Annotated in this window: 12 protein-coding genes; 9 read left to right on the top strand and 3 right to left on the bottom strand. The window is 57.1% G+C overall.

What is annotated here, in order from left to right:
* The first annotated feature begins 35 nt into the window (after positions 1-35).
* The 7 genes from ACXJ5O_RS00140 (at position 36) to ACXJ5O_RS00110 (ending at position 8,286) form a co-directional block, all read left to right on the top strand.
* Positions 36-1,283, top strand: a complete 1,248-nt coding sequence (locus tag ACXJ5O_RS00140; protein WP_224515658.1) for an ABC transporter substrate-binding protein — start codon at positions 36-38, stop codon at positions 1,281-1,283.
* A 91-nt stretch (positions 1,284-1,374) separates the two neighbouring features.
* Positions 1,375-2,253 (top strand): carbohydrate ABC transporter permease, encoded by an 879-nt coding sequence (locus ACXJ5O_RS00135; protein WP_457298097.1) that lies wholly within the window; start codon positions 1,375-1,377, stop codon positions 2,251-2,253.
* Positions 2,250-3,131, top strand: coding sequence for a carbohydrate ABC transporter permease (locus tag ACXJ5O_RS00130; protein WP_224515662.1), 882 nt, complete (start codon positions 2,250-2,252; stop codon positions 3,129-3,131). The genes ACXJ5O_RS00135 and ACXJ5O_RS00130 overlap by 4 nt, the downstream gene beginning before the upstream one ends.
* Positions 3,132-3,135: 4 nt before the next feature.
* Positions 3,136-4,254: an ABC transporter ATP-binding protein gene (locus ACXJ5O_RS00125; RefSeq protein ID WP_457298096.1), complete on the top strand. Its 1,119-nt coding sequence runs from the start codon at positions 3,136-3,138 to the stop codon at positions 4,252-4,254.
* 16 nt (positions 4,255-4,270) lie between these two features.
* Positions 4,271-5,800: a GMC oxidoreductase gene (locus ACXJ5O_RS00120; RefSeq protein WP_457298095.1), complete on the top strand. Its 1,530-nt coding sequence runs from the start codon at positions 4,271-4,273 to the stop codon at positions 5,798-5,800.
* Positions 5,800-6,564 carry a 3-ketoacyl-ACP reductase gene (locus tag ACXJ5O_RS00115; RefSeq protein ID WP_457298094.1) on the top strand — a complete coding sequence of 255 codons (765 nt, stop codon included), beginning with the start codon at positions 5,800-5,802 and terminating at the stop codon, positions 6,562-6,564. The genes ACXJ5O_RS00120 and ACXJ5O_RS00115 overlap by 1 nt, the downstream gene beginning before the upstream one ends.
* Before the next feature lie 66 nt (positions 6,565-6,630).
* Positions 6,631-8,286: a GMC family oxidoreductase gene (locus ACXJ5O_RS00110; protein WP_457298093.1), complete on the top strand. Its 1,656-nt coding sequence runs from the start codon at positions 6,631-6,633 to the stop codon at positions 8,284-8,286.
* Between the two features lie 147 nt (positions 8,287-8,433).
* Here ACXJ5O_RS00110 and ACXJ5O_RS00105 read toward each other — a convergent pair whose 3' ends face one another.
* Positions 8,434-8,688 (bottom strand): DUF982 domain-containing protein, encoded by a 255-nt coding sequence (locus tag ACXJ5O_RS00105; protein WP_112531917.1) that lies wholly within the window; start codon positions 8,686-8,688, stop codon positions 8,434-8,436.
* Between the two features lie 290 nt (positions 8,689-8,978).
* Between ACXJ5O_RS00105 and ACXJ5O_RS00100 the strand changes: the two genes are divergently transcribed.
* Together ACXJ5O_RS00100 and ACXJ5O_RS00095 are read left to right on the top strand one after the other, a co-directional pair.
* Positions 8,979-9,968, top strand: coding sequence for an ABC transporter substrate-binding protein (locus tag ACXJ5O_RS00100; RefSeq protein ID WP_457298092.1), 990 nt, complete (start codon positions 8,979-8,981; stop codon positions 9,966-9,968).
* Between the two features lie 326 nt (positions 9,969-10,294).
* Positions 10,295-11,263: a LysR family transcriptional regulator gene (locus ACXJ5O_RS00095; protein WP_457298091.1), complete on the top strand. Its 969-nt coding sequence runs from the start codon at positions 10,295-10,297 to the stop codon at positions 11,261-11,263.
* Here the strand turns inward: ACXJ5O_RS00095 and ACXJ5O_RS00090 are convergent.
* Entirely contained in the window at positions 11,236-12,447 is a 1,212-nt protein-coding gene (locus tag ACXJ5O_RS00090) for an MFS transporter (protein WP_457298090.1), read from the bottom strand. The genes ACXJ5O_RS00095 and ACXJ5O_RS00090 overlap by 28 nt on opposite strands.
* Positions 12,448-12,729: 282 nt before the next feature.
* A complete protein-coding gene (locus ACXJ5O_RS00085) occupies positions 12,730-13,332 on the bottom strand; it encodes a transglutaminase-like cysteine peptidase (RefSeq protein ID WP_457298089.1) in 603 nt (200 codons plus the stop codon).
* Between the last annotated feature and the right edge of the window lie 300 nt (positions 13,333-13,632).

Genomic DNA, 13,632 nt, shown 5'->3' with positions numbered 1-13,632 from the left:
AAATTTTATCTTTTTTTTCTCGTGGGAGGACTGTTATGAAAAAGCTGATGAATACTGTTGCCGCTGCAGCAATGCTGCTCGGTACAGCAACGATGGCCCGTGCGGCCGAAAACGTCGAGGTCCTGCATTGGTGGACCTCCGGCGGTGAAGCGACCGCACTGGAAGTGCTCAAGAAGGATCTGGAATCCAAGGGCATCACGTGGTCCGACATGCCGGTTTCCGGTGGTGGCGGTACGGAAGCGATGACCGTTTTGCGTGCCCGTGTTACAGCCGGCAACCCTCCGACGGCCGTACAGATGCTCGGTTTCGACATCACCGACTGGGCGAAACAGGGTGCTCTCGGCAACCTCGATGAAGTTGCGGCCAAGGAAAAGTGGGATGACGTGATCCCGACCGCTCTGCAGAAGTTCTCGAAGTATGACGGCCATTGGATTGCTGCGCCGGTCAACGTGCATTCGACCAACTGGATCTGGATCAACAAGGCCGCCCTCGACAAGGCCGGAGGCAAGGAGCCTGCAAACTGGGACGAGCTGATCGCTCTTCTCGACAACTTCAAGGCGCAGGGCATCATTCCAATCGCCCATGGTGGCGTGCCGTGGGAAGATGCGACGATCTTCGATGCCGTCGTTCTGTCGCTTGGCAACGACTTCTACAAGTCGGCTTTCATCGACCTCGATCCCGCTGCTCTCGGCAGCGACAAGATGAAGGAAGCCTTCGACCGCATGACCAAGCTGCGTACCTATGTGGATGACAATTTCTCCGGTCGCGACTGGAACCTTGCTTCCGCAATGGTTATCGAGAACAAGGCAGGTCTGCAGTTCATGGGCGACTGGGCCAAGGGCGAATTCATCAAGGCCGGCAAAGTGCCAGGCAAGGATTTCGTCTGCATGCGCTTCCCGGGCACTCAGGGTTCGGTAACCTTCAACTCCGACCAGTTCGCCATGTTCAAGGTCAGTGAAGCACAGCTCAAGCCGCAGCTCGTCATGGCATCGGCCATCGAAAGCCCGACCTTCCAGTCGGCGTTCAATGTCGTGAAGGGCTCTGCTCCTGCACGTACCGATGTACCGGACACGGCTTTTGACGATTGCGGCAAGAAGGCCATCAAGGATCTTGCCGAAGCCAACAAGGCTGGCACGCTCTTTGGATCCATGGCCCATGGTCATGCCAATCCGGCAGCAGTCAAGAACGCGATCTACGACGTTGTGACCCGTGAATTCAACGGCGATCTGACGTCGGAAGAAGCAGTCAAGGAACTCGTTGCCGCTGTTGCTGCTGCGAAATAAGTCACGTGTTTCTGTCCGGGGCCATATCGCCCCGGACAGGTTCCCGCGATGCTTCGCGGCAATATAAGATTACACATCGAGGGGTGAGGCTATGGATACCCGCAGCCGCATACAGGACCTGATACCGAAACTGGTATTGGGACCGAGTTTTTTGATCGTCCTAATTTTCGTCTACGGCTTCATCGCCTATACCGGCATCCTGTCTTTCACCGATAGTAAGATGCTGCCATCCTATGGCTTTGTCGGGTTTGATAATTACCGTAGGCTCTGGGCGTTGCCGCATTGGTGGCGCGCGATCACCAATCTCGGTATTTTCGCTTCGCTCTATATCATCATCTGTACGGTCATCGGGCTCGGTCTTGCCATCCTGCTCGACCAGAAGATCCGTATCGAAGGGCTCCTGCGCCCGATTTATCTCTACCCGATGGCACTTTCCTTCATCGTCACCGGCGTTGCCTGGAAATGGTTCCTTGATCCCGGTATCGGTCTTGAAAATACCATGCACCAATGGGGCTGGGAGAGTTTTCACTTCAACTGGATCAAGGACTCCAAAATGGCGATCTATACGGTGGTCATTGCCGCCGTCTGGCAATCCTCCGGCTTCGTCATGGCCATGTTTCTTGCCGGTCTGCGTGGTGTCGACAATGAAATCATCAAGGCGGCGCAGATCGATGGCGCATCGACCGGCATGATCTATCGCCGCATCATCATTCCGCTGATGCGCCCGGTTTTCCTCTCCGCCTTCGTCGTGCTCGCCCATCTCGCCATCAAGGCCTATGATCTTGTGATTGCGCTGACCGGCGGCGGACCGGGCCAGGCCACCGAATTGCCCGCGACCTTCATGTATTCCTATACGTTCACCCGCAATTCCATGGGCATCGGCGCTTCATCGGCCATCATCATGCTGATCATGATCTTCTCGATCATCGTGCCCTATCTCTACTCAGAAATCAGAGGGGGCAACAAATGAGTGCCCAGAGCCCGGATAATGCCATCTCCAGCGGCAAGCTGACACGCGTACTGATCTACGCTGCATTGTTCCTGTTTGCTTTCTATTACCTGTTGCCCCTCTACGTCATGCTGGTCAATTCGCTGAAGCCGCTGGAAGAAATCCGCCAGGGCGGCATGCTGTCGCCTCCACGCGAATGGACGATTCAGCCTTGGCTTACAGCCTGGTCAACGGCACAGATCGGCGTGCAGCCGACAGGCCTCAGACCCTATTTCATCAATTCGATCCTTATGGTCGTGCCCGCTGTCGCCATCTCCACGGTTGTCGGTGCGCTCAATGGATATGTCTTGACCAAATGGAAGTTCCGCGGCTCGAATCTGATCTTCGGCATGCTGCTGCTCGGCTGCTTCATCCCGTTCCAGATCGTGCTTATTCCCATGGCCCGCATGCTCGGGCTGCTCGGCATGGCCGGTACGATCCAGGGCCTGATCCTCGTCCATATCGTCTATGGCCTTGGCTTCACCACGCTCTACTTCCGCAACTATTATGAGGCATTCCCGACTGAACTCGTCCGCGCGGCACAGATCGACGGCGCGAGCTTCTTCCAGATATTCCGCCGCATCCTTCTGCCGTCATCGGGGCCGATCATCGTCGTGTCCGTCATCTGGCAGTTCACCAATATCTGGAACGACTTCCTGTTCGGTGCCTCCTTCTCCGGTTTCTCAAGCACGCCCATGACGGTTGCGCTCAACAATCTCGTCAATTCGTCGACCGGCGTGAAGGAATATAACGTGCATTTCGCCGGCGCCATTCTCGCAGCGCTGCCAACTCTCATCGTCTACATCGTTTCCGGACGCTATTTCGTCCGCGGCCTCATGTCCGGCGCCGTGAAGGGATAAATCAATGTCATTTCTCCAGATCAAAGACCTGCATAAGTCCTACGGCAATGTGCCGATCCTCAAGGATATCAATATCGAGATAGACGAGGGTGGCTTCCTCGTGCTCGTCGGTCCTTCCGGCTGCGGCAAGTCCACATTGCTCAACACCATCGCCGGCCTGGAACCGATCACCTCCGGCGATATCTCCATCAAGGGCAAGTCGATCAGCGGACTGCATCCCTCCAAGCGCGATATCGCGATGGTGTTCCAGTCCTATGCGCTCTATCCGAATATGACCGTTGGCGGCAACATCGCCTTCGGCATGGAAATTCGGGGGGTTCCGAAGCCGGAGCGCGAAAAGGCCATCAAGCAGGTTGCCGACATGCTGCAGATCGGACATCTGCTCGATCGCAAGCCCAGCCAGCTTTCCGGGGGCCAGCGCCAGCGTGTCGCCATGGGCCGCGCCCTTGTGCGTAATCCGCAGGTGTTCCTGTTCGACGAACCGCTCTCCAATCTCGATGCCAAGCTACGCGTCGATATGCGCACGGAAATCAAGCGGCTGCACCAGCGCATGAAGACCACGATCGTCTATGTGACGCACGACCAGATCGAGGCGATGACGCTGGCCAGCAAGATCGCGGTTCTGAAGGATGGCGTGCTGCAACAGTTCGGCACCCCGGCGGAAATCTACAACAACCCGACCAATCTGTTCGTTGCCGATTTCATGGGTTCACCGGCTATGAACCTGCTAAAGGCCAAGATTGATGGCAGCGCTGCGGATCTGCATGTCGTGCTCGAAAGGCCGGATGCGCCGCCGCTGCGCCTGCCGATCAAGAAGACCAACAGCGCTCTCGTCGGATATGCCGGCAAGGATGTCATCTTCGGCATCCGCCCCGAAGCGCTGACTGATCCGGATGGGGCGGACCGCAACGCGGGTTCGCTGGTTGAAGGCGAGTGCCTGATTGAAGTGGTCGAGCCCGCAGGTTCCGATACTTTCGCGGTGACGAAGCTTGGCGGCAAGGAAGTCGTTGCCCGCCTGCGCGCCGATGCGCAGATTGTTCCAGGGGCAAAAACGCAGCTCGCCTTCAATCTGGACAAGGCCGTATTCTTCGATCCGCAATCGCAATTGCGTATCGGCGCCTGAAGTGCATGAACGGTCAATGCGCATGAGCCAGGAGATACAACCGGCCACAGCCGCAGATATCGTGATCATTGGCTCAGGCATCGGCGGTGCGACAATGGCGGCAGGCCTTGCCGCCTCGGGCGCGGATATTCTCATCCTCGAGGCGGGCGATCATCTGCCGGATCGACCCGAGAACCGCGATCCCCGAGCGATCTTCCAGCGCGGCATCTTCCGCCCGAAGGAAAGCTGGTACGACGAGACCGGCAGCGCCTTCAACCCCGGGAACTATTACAATGTGGGCGGCAATTCGAAATTCTACGGGGCGGTGCTGACGCGCTATCGCTCCGAGGATTTCGAGGAGATGCAGCATCTCGAAGGCGTGTCGCCTGCCTGGCCCTTTCCCTATGAGGAACTGGAGCCTTGGTMTGGCAAGGCCGAAGCCTTGTTTCAGGTTCGCGGCAAGTTGGGCGAAGACCCGACCGAGCCGCTCCATTCGACGCCCTATGATTTCCCCCCGGTTCCCGACGAAGCGCCGATCGCCGCCTTGCGGGAGCGGTTGAAGACGGCGGGTGTTCACCCATCCACCCTGCCGCTCGGTGTCGATATCGATACATGGCTGTCCCACGGGAAAACGCCATGGGACGCGCATCCCAACAGTTTCAACGGCAAGATGGATGCCGAGACCACAGCTTTGGCATCCGCGCTCAAATATGAGAATGTCAGATTGCAGACCAATTCTAGGGTCACCCGGCTGCAAACTGCGCCCGACGGCACGGCCATCCCCGCGGTGCACTACGATAAAGACGGCAAAAGCTACGTCATAAAGCCCAAGCTTGTCGTGCTTTCTGCCGGTGCCGTCCAGTCCGCCGTGCTGCTCCTGCGTTCCGCCGATGGAGCCAATCCGGCCGGGCTCGCCAATCGTTCCGATCAGGTAGGGCGCAATTTCATGAACCACAATCTCTCGGCGGTCATCGGCTTCGATCCACGTTTCAGGAACGATTCCGTCTACCAGAAAACCTTTGGTTTCAATGATTTCTACCTGTCCGACGGCAAGGGCGGTGCGCCGCTCGGCAATGCTCAACTGCTCGGGCGCATAAGCGGGCCGGTGCTTAAATCCGACCTGAAGCTCGTGCCCGAATGGATACTCGACCGCTTCTGCGCCCATACGGTGGATTTTCTCGCCATGAGCGAGGATGTGCCAAAGCCGGACAGCCGCGTTCGCGTCGATGGCGACAGGATCATCCTGGAATGGATCCGCAGCAATTGGCCGGCGCATCAGAAACTTGTGGCGCAGATCAAATCGGTCCTGCGCGCGGCCGGCTTTCCTCTGGTTCTCTCCAAGGCCTTCGACCGCAAGACCCCATCACATCAATGCGGCACCGTCCGCATGGGTGACGACCCGGCGCTCGCGCCGCTCGACATCTATTGCCGCGCGTATGAGCACCCGAATCTGTTCGTGGTCGATGCAGCGTTCCTGCCAACCTCCGCCGCCGTCAATCCGGCACTGACCATTGCTGCGCAGGCATTGCGTGTGGCGGATCATATTGTGTCGAAGGAGCTTGCGTGATGAAACCCGTCGCTCTCGTCACCGGCGCGCGCCGCGGCATCGGGCTTGGCATAGCCAAGGCTCTGGCGTCGAAGGGCTTCGACCTTGCCATCACCGACATTGCCGATGACGCTGCCAGTCAATCGGCAATCGAGGCGCTCGAGAAGCTCGGTACCAAGGTCATCTTCATCCCGGCGGATATAGCTGATCTGGCTAGCCATGTTGCAACAGTCGAGACCGCCATCAAGGCGTTTGGCCATATTGATTGCCTCGTCAACAATGCCGGTATCGGCTCGAAAGTTCGCGGAGATTTCCTCGATCTTAAGCCGGATAACTATAATACGATTTTCGACATCAATCTGCGTGGAACTGTGTTTTTCACGCAGGACGTATTGCGAACGATGCTGGCGCAAAAGCAGACATCCCGACCGCGCTCGATCATCAACATCACATCGGTTTCTGCCACGATGACCTCGCCAGAACGGCTCGACTATTGCATGACCAAGGCCGCTTTGGCCGCCTTCTCCCAAGGCCTCGCCCTGCGCCTGGCGGACCAGGGTATCAGTGTCTTCGATGTACGCCCCGGTATCATACGCTCCGACATGACCGCGGTTGCCGCGGCGAAATATGACAAGCTGATCGCCGAAGGCCTGGTGCCGATGAAGCGCTGGGGCGAGCCGGAAGATCTCGGCCGCATCGTCGCGGCGCTCGCCAGCGGCGATTTCAACTTTGCCACCGGCTCCGTCATCAATGCCGACGGCGCCCTTTCGATAAGCAGGCTTTGAAGCAATTGCAGGAAAAGCGGGAACCGGTTTTCCGTCCGGAATTGCGTAAAAACAAAGAGTTAGACCATGACTTATGACTACATCATCACCGGCGCGGGTCCTGCGGGTTGCGTCCTCGCCAATCGCCTCAGTGAAGATCCGGCGATTTCCGTGCTGCTGCTGGAAGCAGGCGGCGGCGATTGGAACCCGCTGTTCCACATGCCCGCCGGCTTCGCCAAGATGACCAAGGGCGTCGCCAGCTGGGGCTGGGAAACCGTGCCGCAGAAGCACATGAAAAATCGCGTTCTTCGCTATACGCAGGCCAAGGTCATTGGTGGCGGGTCGAGCATCAATGCGCAGCTTTACACGCGCGGAAATGCAACCGACTACGATTTGTGGGAGAGCGAGGATGGCTGCAAAGGCTGGAGCTACCGCGATGTCTTGCCCTATTTCAAGCGCGCCGAGGACAATCAGCGTTTTGCCGACGATTACCATTCCTATGGCGGGCCACTGGGCGTCTCCATGCCTGCTGCCACTTTGCCGATCTGCGATGCCTATATCCGCGCCGGTCAGGAGCTGGGCATACCCTATAACCATGATTTCAACGGCAAGACGCAAGGCGGGGTGGGTTTCTACCAGCTGACCCAGCGTGATCGCCGGCGGTCGTCCGCGTCGATGGCCTATCTCACACCCATAAAAGATCGAAAGAACCTGACGGTTCGCACTGGCGTGCAGGTCTCACGGATCGTCGTGGAGGGCAGGCGCGCCATTGGCGTTGAAATCATGAACAACAATGCACGCGAAATCGTCCGCGCCAACCGTGAGGTACTTGTGAGTTCCGGCGCAATAGGCTCGCCAAAGCTGCTGCTGCAATCCGGCATTGGCCCCGCCGATCATCTGAAAAGCGTCGGCGTGCCGGTCGTGCATGATCTGCCGGGCGTCGGCGAGAATATGCAGGATCATCTTGATCTGTTCGTCATCTGCGAATGCACCGGCGATCACACCTATGATGGCGTCGCCAAGCTGCACAGGACCCTGTGGGCCGGTCTGCAATATGTGCTGTTCCGCTCTGGTCCCGTCGCATCCAGCCTGTTCGAGACCGGCGGCTTCTGGTACGCCGATGACAAAGCCCRCTCGCCCGATATCCAGTTTCATCTCGGTCTCGGTTCCGGCATCGAGGCAGGTGTCGAACGATTGAAGAATGCCGGCGTCACCTTGAATTCGGCCTATCTGCATCCCCGTTCGCGCGGCACTGTTCGGCTGAAATCAGCGGACCCATCCGCCGCGCCGCTCATCGATCCGAACTATTGGAGCGATCCGCATGATCGAAAGATGTCGATCGAGGGCTTGAAGCTTGCCAGGGAAATCATGCAACAGGCGGCGTTGAAACCATTCGTCATGGCGGAGCGTCTGCCCGGACCAAAATACAATACCGACGAGGAACTGTTCGACTATGGCTGTGCCAATGCCAAGACCGACCATCATCCGGTCGGTACGTGCAAGATGGGCACCGACGCCATGGCCGTCGTCGATCTCGATCTGAAAGTCCGGGGGCTTGAAGGTCTGCGCGTCTGCGACAGTTCGGTGATACCGCGCGTCCCGTCCTGCAACACCAATGCGCCAACGATCATGATGGGCGAAAAAGGTGCGGATATCATTCGTGAAATGACATCGCTGCCTCCGGCGATCTTCTCCAATGAGATGAATGAGAAACGCCCGCGGGCACGGGCAGATATTCGCTGAAGGCTCCACTTACCCTCCCCCTTGTGGGGAGGGAGGCTGCGCAGCAGCAGGGAGGGGCTCTTTTGCAACGTTGAGGAAGGCCCCTCCCCGTCGCTTCGCTCCGTCCCTCCCCACAAGGGGGAGGGTAAAGCTGCGCCCTATGGCACCTCAATGCAGTCGGGTATCCAGAAATACGCCAGCTTCGCGCGCGGCACTGATAAAGGCATGGCGCGCTTTATGCGCGGGCTTCCAGCCATCAAGCGCATCAAGGCAGGCTTGCAAAGCCCGGCGATAGCTCGGTCCTTTCTTTGTGGGCCAATAACTTCGCAGGCATTCGATCGCTTCCCAAACGCTGGAGACTGCTCGTTGACCGGCAGCTCCAAGAGTGATCATAACCGGGATGGGAAAACGCTTGTCGTTCATCACTTCCTCCATAAATGTCGGACAGTTTGGCAGCAGTTTTGCGCCGCTCAGCCAACCATGGAAATGAGTCCGGTATGAGTCCGGTTCCATGACATTTCGAAGAAATATTTTTGAATGACTGATTGCTCAAAGCAGGCCTCGGATCGCCAGTCATCTGTTTTTTAGATGACCCCAAACAATCTATGTATTGGATAGGCGCCGGAACTCACACTACCTTTCGGATTCGCGGATCTGGTCGAAATAACATGAGGCTTTTCTGCTCTGAAATAGCAAGCAATCAGGAACCTGGAATGACTCGCAAAAAACTTGCGATCGCCACGACGGACTATGATCACTTTCGCGATTTCCGCACTGGCGCTGTGAAAGCCGAGGGACTGGACCTGAATTGGTTGACCCTGGGTCACCACGAGATTTTCGCGCGGTTCACCTTCAATCGCGAATGGGACATAAGCGAGCTTTCGTTTGCCAAGTTCATGGCGCAGATCAGCCGGCCTGACAGCGACATCATCGGCTTGCCGGTCATCTGCTCGCGGCTGTTCCGGTTCAGTTCGTTTTATGTCAACAAGAACAGCGGCATAAAGACAGTCGAAGACTTGCGCGGGAAGCGCATCGGCTCGCCGGAATGGGCACATTCCGCAGCCGTTTATATGCGCGGCTGGATGCACAATGATTGCGGCGTCAAACTGCAGGACGTTCATTGGTATCAGGCGGGGGCAAACGCACCCGGGCGCATCGAGAAGGTCGATCTCGACTTGCCGGAAGGTGTCAAGCTGACCCGCGTCGGCGACAAGTCTCTCTCGGAGATGCTTGCCTCCGGCGAGATCGATTGCGCTATCATCGCCCGGCCGCCCACCTGTTTCCTCGAGGGAGATCCCAATATCGAACGGTTGTTTCCAGATTACCTGGAGATGGAGGAGGAATATTACGAGCGCACGCGCATCTGGCCGATCATGCACATCATCGCGCTCAAGAAACATCTGCTTGATGACAATCCATGGATCGCTCGCAACCTTTACAATGCCTTCGAGGAGTCGAAGAATCGCAGTCTAGAGCGTCTGCTCGATCCTGCTGTTTCGCGTTATCCATTGCCCTGGCTTGCCACCTACGCCCGCCGCATGCGCACGCTCTTCGATGGCGATACATTTCCCTTCGGTATCGAAAAGAACCGGGCAACCTTCGAACAGATGATGCTCTATACCTATCAGCAGGGTATCGCCCAACGGCACATGACTCCGGAGGAGGTTTTTCCGGCGGGCATCATGACCAAAATCGTCATCTGATTCCTGGAGCCGGTCAGCTTTGGCTGAAACGCGCCCTCCCTGTCCGCCATCCTCGGGCTTGACCCGAGGACCCCTTGGGATGCTCAAATCACGGCGCTGCGTTCTTGTTTCGTCAAGAAAATGTGGATCTTCGGGTCAAGCCCGAGGATGACGGAGAGGTCGGGGACGGAATGAAGCAGAGGTGGCGGAAGCGGGTATGCTTCAAACCTGAAACATTCTAATAAGGCTCTATCCCCCGCGAGCTGTATTCCCCAATGGAAACGTTCTTCCGCATGACCTGACCCTGCCGGCATGGTAAGACGGGCTCGTGCAGAGGAGAAAAATCGGTGAGGGTTCGTCAGCTTGAATCATTCGTTTGTGTTTGTGAGAGCGGAAGCATCACGCAGGCCGCGGCCATATTGAACATAGTCCAGCCGGCGCTTGGCTCGCAGATTACTGCGCTTGAGCAGGAGCTCGGTGTGCAACTGCTGGATCGCAGCCCAAGGGGCATCAAGACAACGCCTGCCGGCCAGTATTTTCTCGAAGAAGCCAGGGACCTGCTGGGACGGTTCGCGACGATCAAGAAGAATATAAAGAACTTCAACAACCCGGAGCCAGGGCATCTGTCGATCGGACTGACAGCCAGCCTCTCCATGCTGCTCGCGGCCCCGCTGGCACAGGAATTCAACCGGCAGAACCTGGCCGCCAAAGCACATATCATCGAAGATATCAGCCACAATCTGCCAGAGCGGATTGCCAGAGGTGAGATTGATCTGGCGCTGGCATTCGACGTTGCTCCACATATTAAGGCGGTCAATTGCACGCCAGTCCTCACCGAATCGCTTTTCTTCGTCACCGGTCCGGCAACAGAATTCAACAAGCAGGGGCCAATCGATCTCGCCGAACTTTCCAGGGCGACTTTCGTGATCTCCACCGAAAAGAGCCATATCATCCAGCTTGTCAAACAGGCGATGGAGCAACTGCATTTGCCACTCGATGTCACCTATCAGATTGAATCGAAGCAAGCGATCAAGGGACTGATAGCGCAAGGCACCGCTTCCGCACTTCTGCCCTATGGCGTCGTCGCGCGTGAGGTCGAGGCCGGTACGCTGATTGCACGCAAGATTGCCAATCCACCGCTCACGCGCACGCTTTTTCTATTGCAACCTTCGGGTTACCCCATCTCCGGCCATGCGGAGGCCGCACTGAAGATTATCGAAAAGTTCATTGCCCATCTCGCCGATAACATTGCCTTCGAGCTTGTTGAACCTGCCGACGAACAGCGGCTCTATCGCGGACGCACCAGCCAGCCATAGAGCGCGCCGAGGCCAAGCATCAGGCAGGTGCCGAGGAAGACTGCGCGCATGCCGAAATGCCCACCAACAAATCCGCCGGCAAGTGGGCCGATTACCTGCCCGGCATATTGCGAAGAGGTGGCATAGCCGAGAATAGTGCCGGAGACGCGGTCGGGAACACTATGGCGGATCACGCTGGTGATGCAGGGCAGAAGCCCGCCGAGCGAAAGCCCCATCAGGAAGCGCAAAACGACAAGCTGCCACCCCTCGGTCACGAATGCCTGCGGGATCAACAGGAGTGCCGATACACCAAGCGCCGCAACGATGACGTTCCAATGGCCGATGCGGTCAGCGAGCTTGCCGAGACGCGATGCTGAAAGGATGCTTCCCAGCGCCGCCGCCGACATGACGATACCGGCCACCATTGTGACATGGGAAGGATTGTCGACGAGCTGCGCCACATAGACCGTGATGATCGGTTCGATCGACATATTGGCGAGCATCAGCAGCATGCCTGCGAGCAGCATCACGATGATTGGCCGCTTGTCGGGAATGGCCGACCAGCCGCCGCCCTGTCTGTCAGTCTTCGACTTTGCCGGGCGCCATTCCTCCTTGATGAAGAAACTCGTCGCCAGAAAGGTGATGAAAATGACACCTCCAGCCAGCCAGAAGGTCTGGCGGATGCCGATCAACGGCGGCAGCGCGCCGCCGATCAGCGGGCCGACAAGATTGCCGGCCATGATGCCTGACGCAAGGGTCCCGAGTGCCCAGCCGGTTCGCGCTTTCGGCGTCTGTGTTGCCACCAGGACAGTGGAGCCCGATGCATAGCCGCCGAGCAGTCCGGTCAAAAGCCGCAGGAACACAAGCTGCCAGACATCGGTCGCCATGCCAATCAGCGACATGGCGACCGCCATGCCGAGACTGGCGCGGATGAGCATCAGTTTGCGTCCATACAGATCGGCGAGACGCCCCCACAGCGGCGCCACGAGCGCCGCTGAGAAAAATGTTGCGCCATAGGCAATACCCGACCATTGGACGATCGCCGCATGGTCCTTCACGCCGAGCTGTTCAATGTAGAGTGGCAGGAAAGGCAGGATCAACGTCATCGCGACGATCGTCGTGAAAGAGCCAAGCAGGCAGACGACGAGGTTCTGCCGCCAGTAGAGCGACTCACTCGAGGAGCCGGGTTCATCGATGTCAGTCATGCCGGGAATCAGATTTCCCACCAGAAAAATTTCGATGGGCCTCTCATTGCAAGAGCGAATAGGTCACCAGTTTTTCACCTGATTGCGGCAATAGCAACATCTGGCAGAGGAAGGCGGCAACGCGCCGCACGACTTGTCGACGGCCAGCTTGATCCGGTGAGAAAGCAAAACAAAAAAAAGCGATTCTTACACGGTTTGATCCGATTCCTATGTAAGAAAGGTCGAATCCGGGATGAGAATCTCATCCTGCGATTGAATTTTGGATGCAAGCGGTTGAGGTAGTTACTTCAGCCGCGCGGTAACGTCGATGGGGATTGCTTTGCCTATTCTATCCCAGCCCGCCGATTTTTGCGATTGGCGCGCATAATAGCGATACGACGTGCTCGACCAGTCCCTGACCGAGTTGGTGCGATTGTCGAGGATGAGGTCGCCGTCTGAAGTGCGAACAGTCAGCACCACATGCCCCTCATTGCTGAAGGGAAGACGGGCAACCGTAAGTAACAGTGATGCCGCTGGCCAGCCTCGTTTCAGGAGTTCACGCTTCTTCAGGATGGCGAAATCTTCACAGTCCCCGGCTTTCGTCGGGATCGTCCAGAGGTCCTCGACACCATTGGTCTGCATGTCGCTCTGTTGCTTGATGCTCGAGTTGACGGTTGAGTTAACCGTTTGAAGTTGATGGCGTTTATCCGCTGTCAACTGGACAATCCTGGCGCCTGAGCGGGTGTTGCAAAGGCTCGCGAAGCGTCCGCAAAAGGAGCGGAATGCCGGTGGGCCAAAGCCCTTGCCGTTGAGTTGCATTTCAGTGCCCCGCGCAAATGCCGGAGCTGAAATTGAGCTTCCAATTACTAATGCCGTCAAAACAAGCAGAGAATATTTGCGAATCATTCGACGCTCTCCCGCGAATTGCCAAACGCAGCTTGCGCGTTAACCCGTTAAAATCATGTTCTCGGCCTTGAAGTTTTACGTCGGTTATTAACATGCCGTGACGGCATTAATTTCAGGGCCTGAGGCTGGGTACGTCGTCTTTGCCGCTACTGGCGAGGATTAACACTATCCTCTAGAACGATTGGGCGGCTGATAATCCGCGACGGGATCAGGTTAAACAATACGGTATATTTTGAATCATTTCATTAATCTTTTTATAAGGCCCCTAAGCATCATTGTTAAATAGTAACCAAATAATAA

This window comes from Phyllobacterium sp. P5_D12 (assembly GCF_054049495.1).
The sequence above is the reverse complement of the archived record's forward strand: the minus strand, read 5'-3'. Positions and strand labels throughout refer to the sequence as shown.

What these genes read in the sequence shown, in the direction of transcription:
- ACXJ5O_RS00090 (WP_457298090.1), bottom strand. Translation starts at nt 12,447, where the DNA reads ATGACTGACATCGATGAACCCGGCTCCTCGAGTGAGTCGCTCTACTGG.
- ACXJ5O_RS00140 (WP_224515658.1), top strand. Translation starts at nt 36, where the DNA reads ATGAAAAAGCTGATGAATACTGTTGCCGCTGCAGCAATGCTGCTCGGT.
- ACXJ5O_RS00105 (WP_112531917.1), bottom strand. Translation starts at nt 8,688, where the DNA reads ATGAACGACAAGCGTTTTCCCATCCCGGTTATGATCACTCTTGGAGCT.
- ACXJ5O_RS00135 (WP_457298097.1), top strand. Translation starts at nt 1,375, where the DNA reads ATGGATACCCGCAGCCGCATACAGGACCTGATACCGAAACTGGTATTG.
- ACXJ5O_RS00115 (WP_457298094.1), top strand. Translation starts at nt 5,800, where the DNA reads ATGAAACCCGTCGCTCTCGTCACCGGCGCGCGCCGCGGCATCGGGCTT.
- ACXJ5O_RS00125 (WP_457298096.1), top strand. Translation starts at nt 3,136, where the DNA reads ATGTCATTTCTCCAGATCAAAGACCTGCATAAGTCCTACGGCAATGTG.
- ACXJ5O_RS00130 (WP_224515662.1), top strand. Translation starts at nt 2,250, where the DNA reads ATGAGTGCCCAGAGCCCGGATAATGCCATCTCCAGCGGCAAGCTGACA.
- ACXJ5O_RS00100 (WP_457298092.1), top strand. Translation starts at nt 8,979, where the DNA reads ATGACTCGCAAAAAACTTGCGATCGCCACGACGGACTATGATCACTTT.
- ACXJ5O_RS00085 (WP_457298089.1), bottom strand. Translation starts at nt 13,332, where the DNA reads ATGATTCGCAAATATTCTCTGCTTGTTTTGACGGCATTAGTAATTGGA.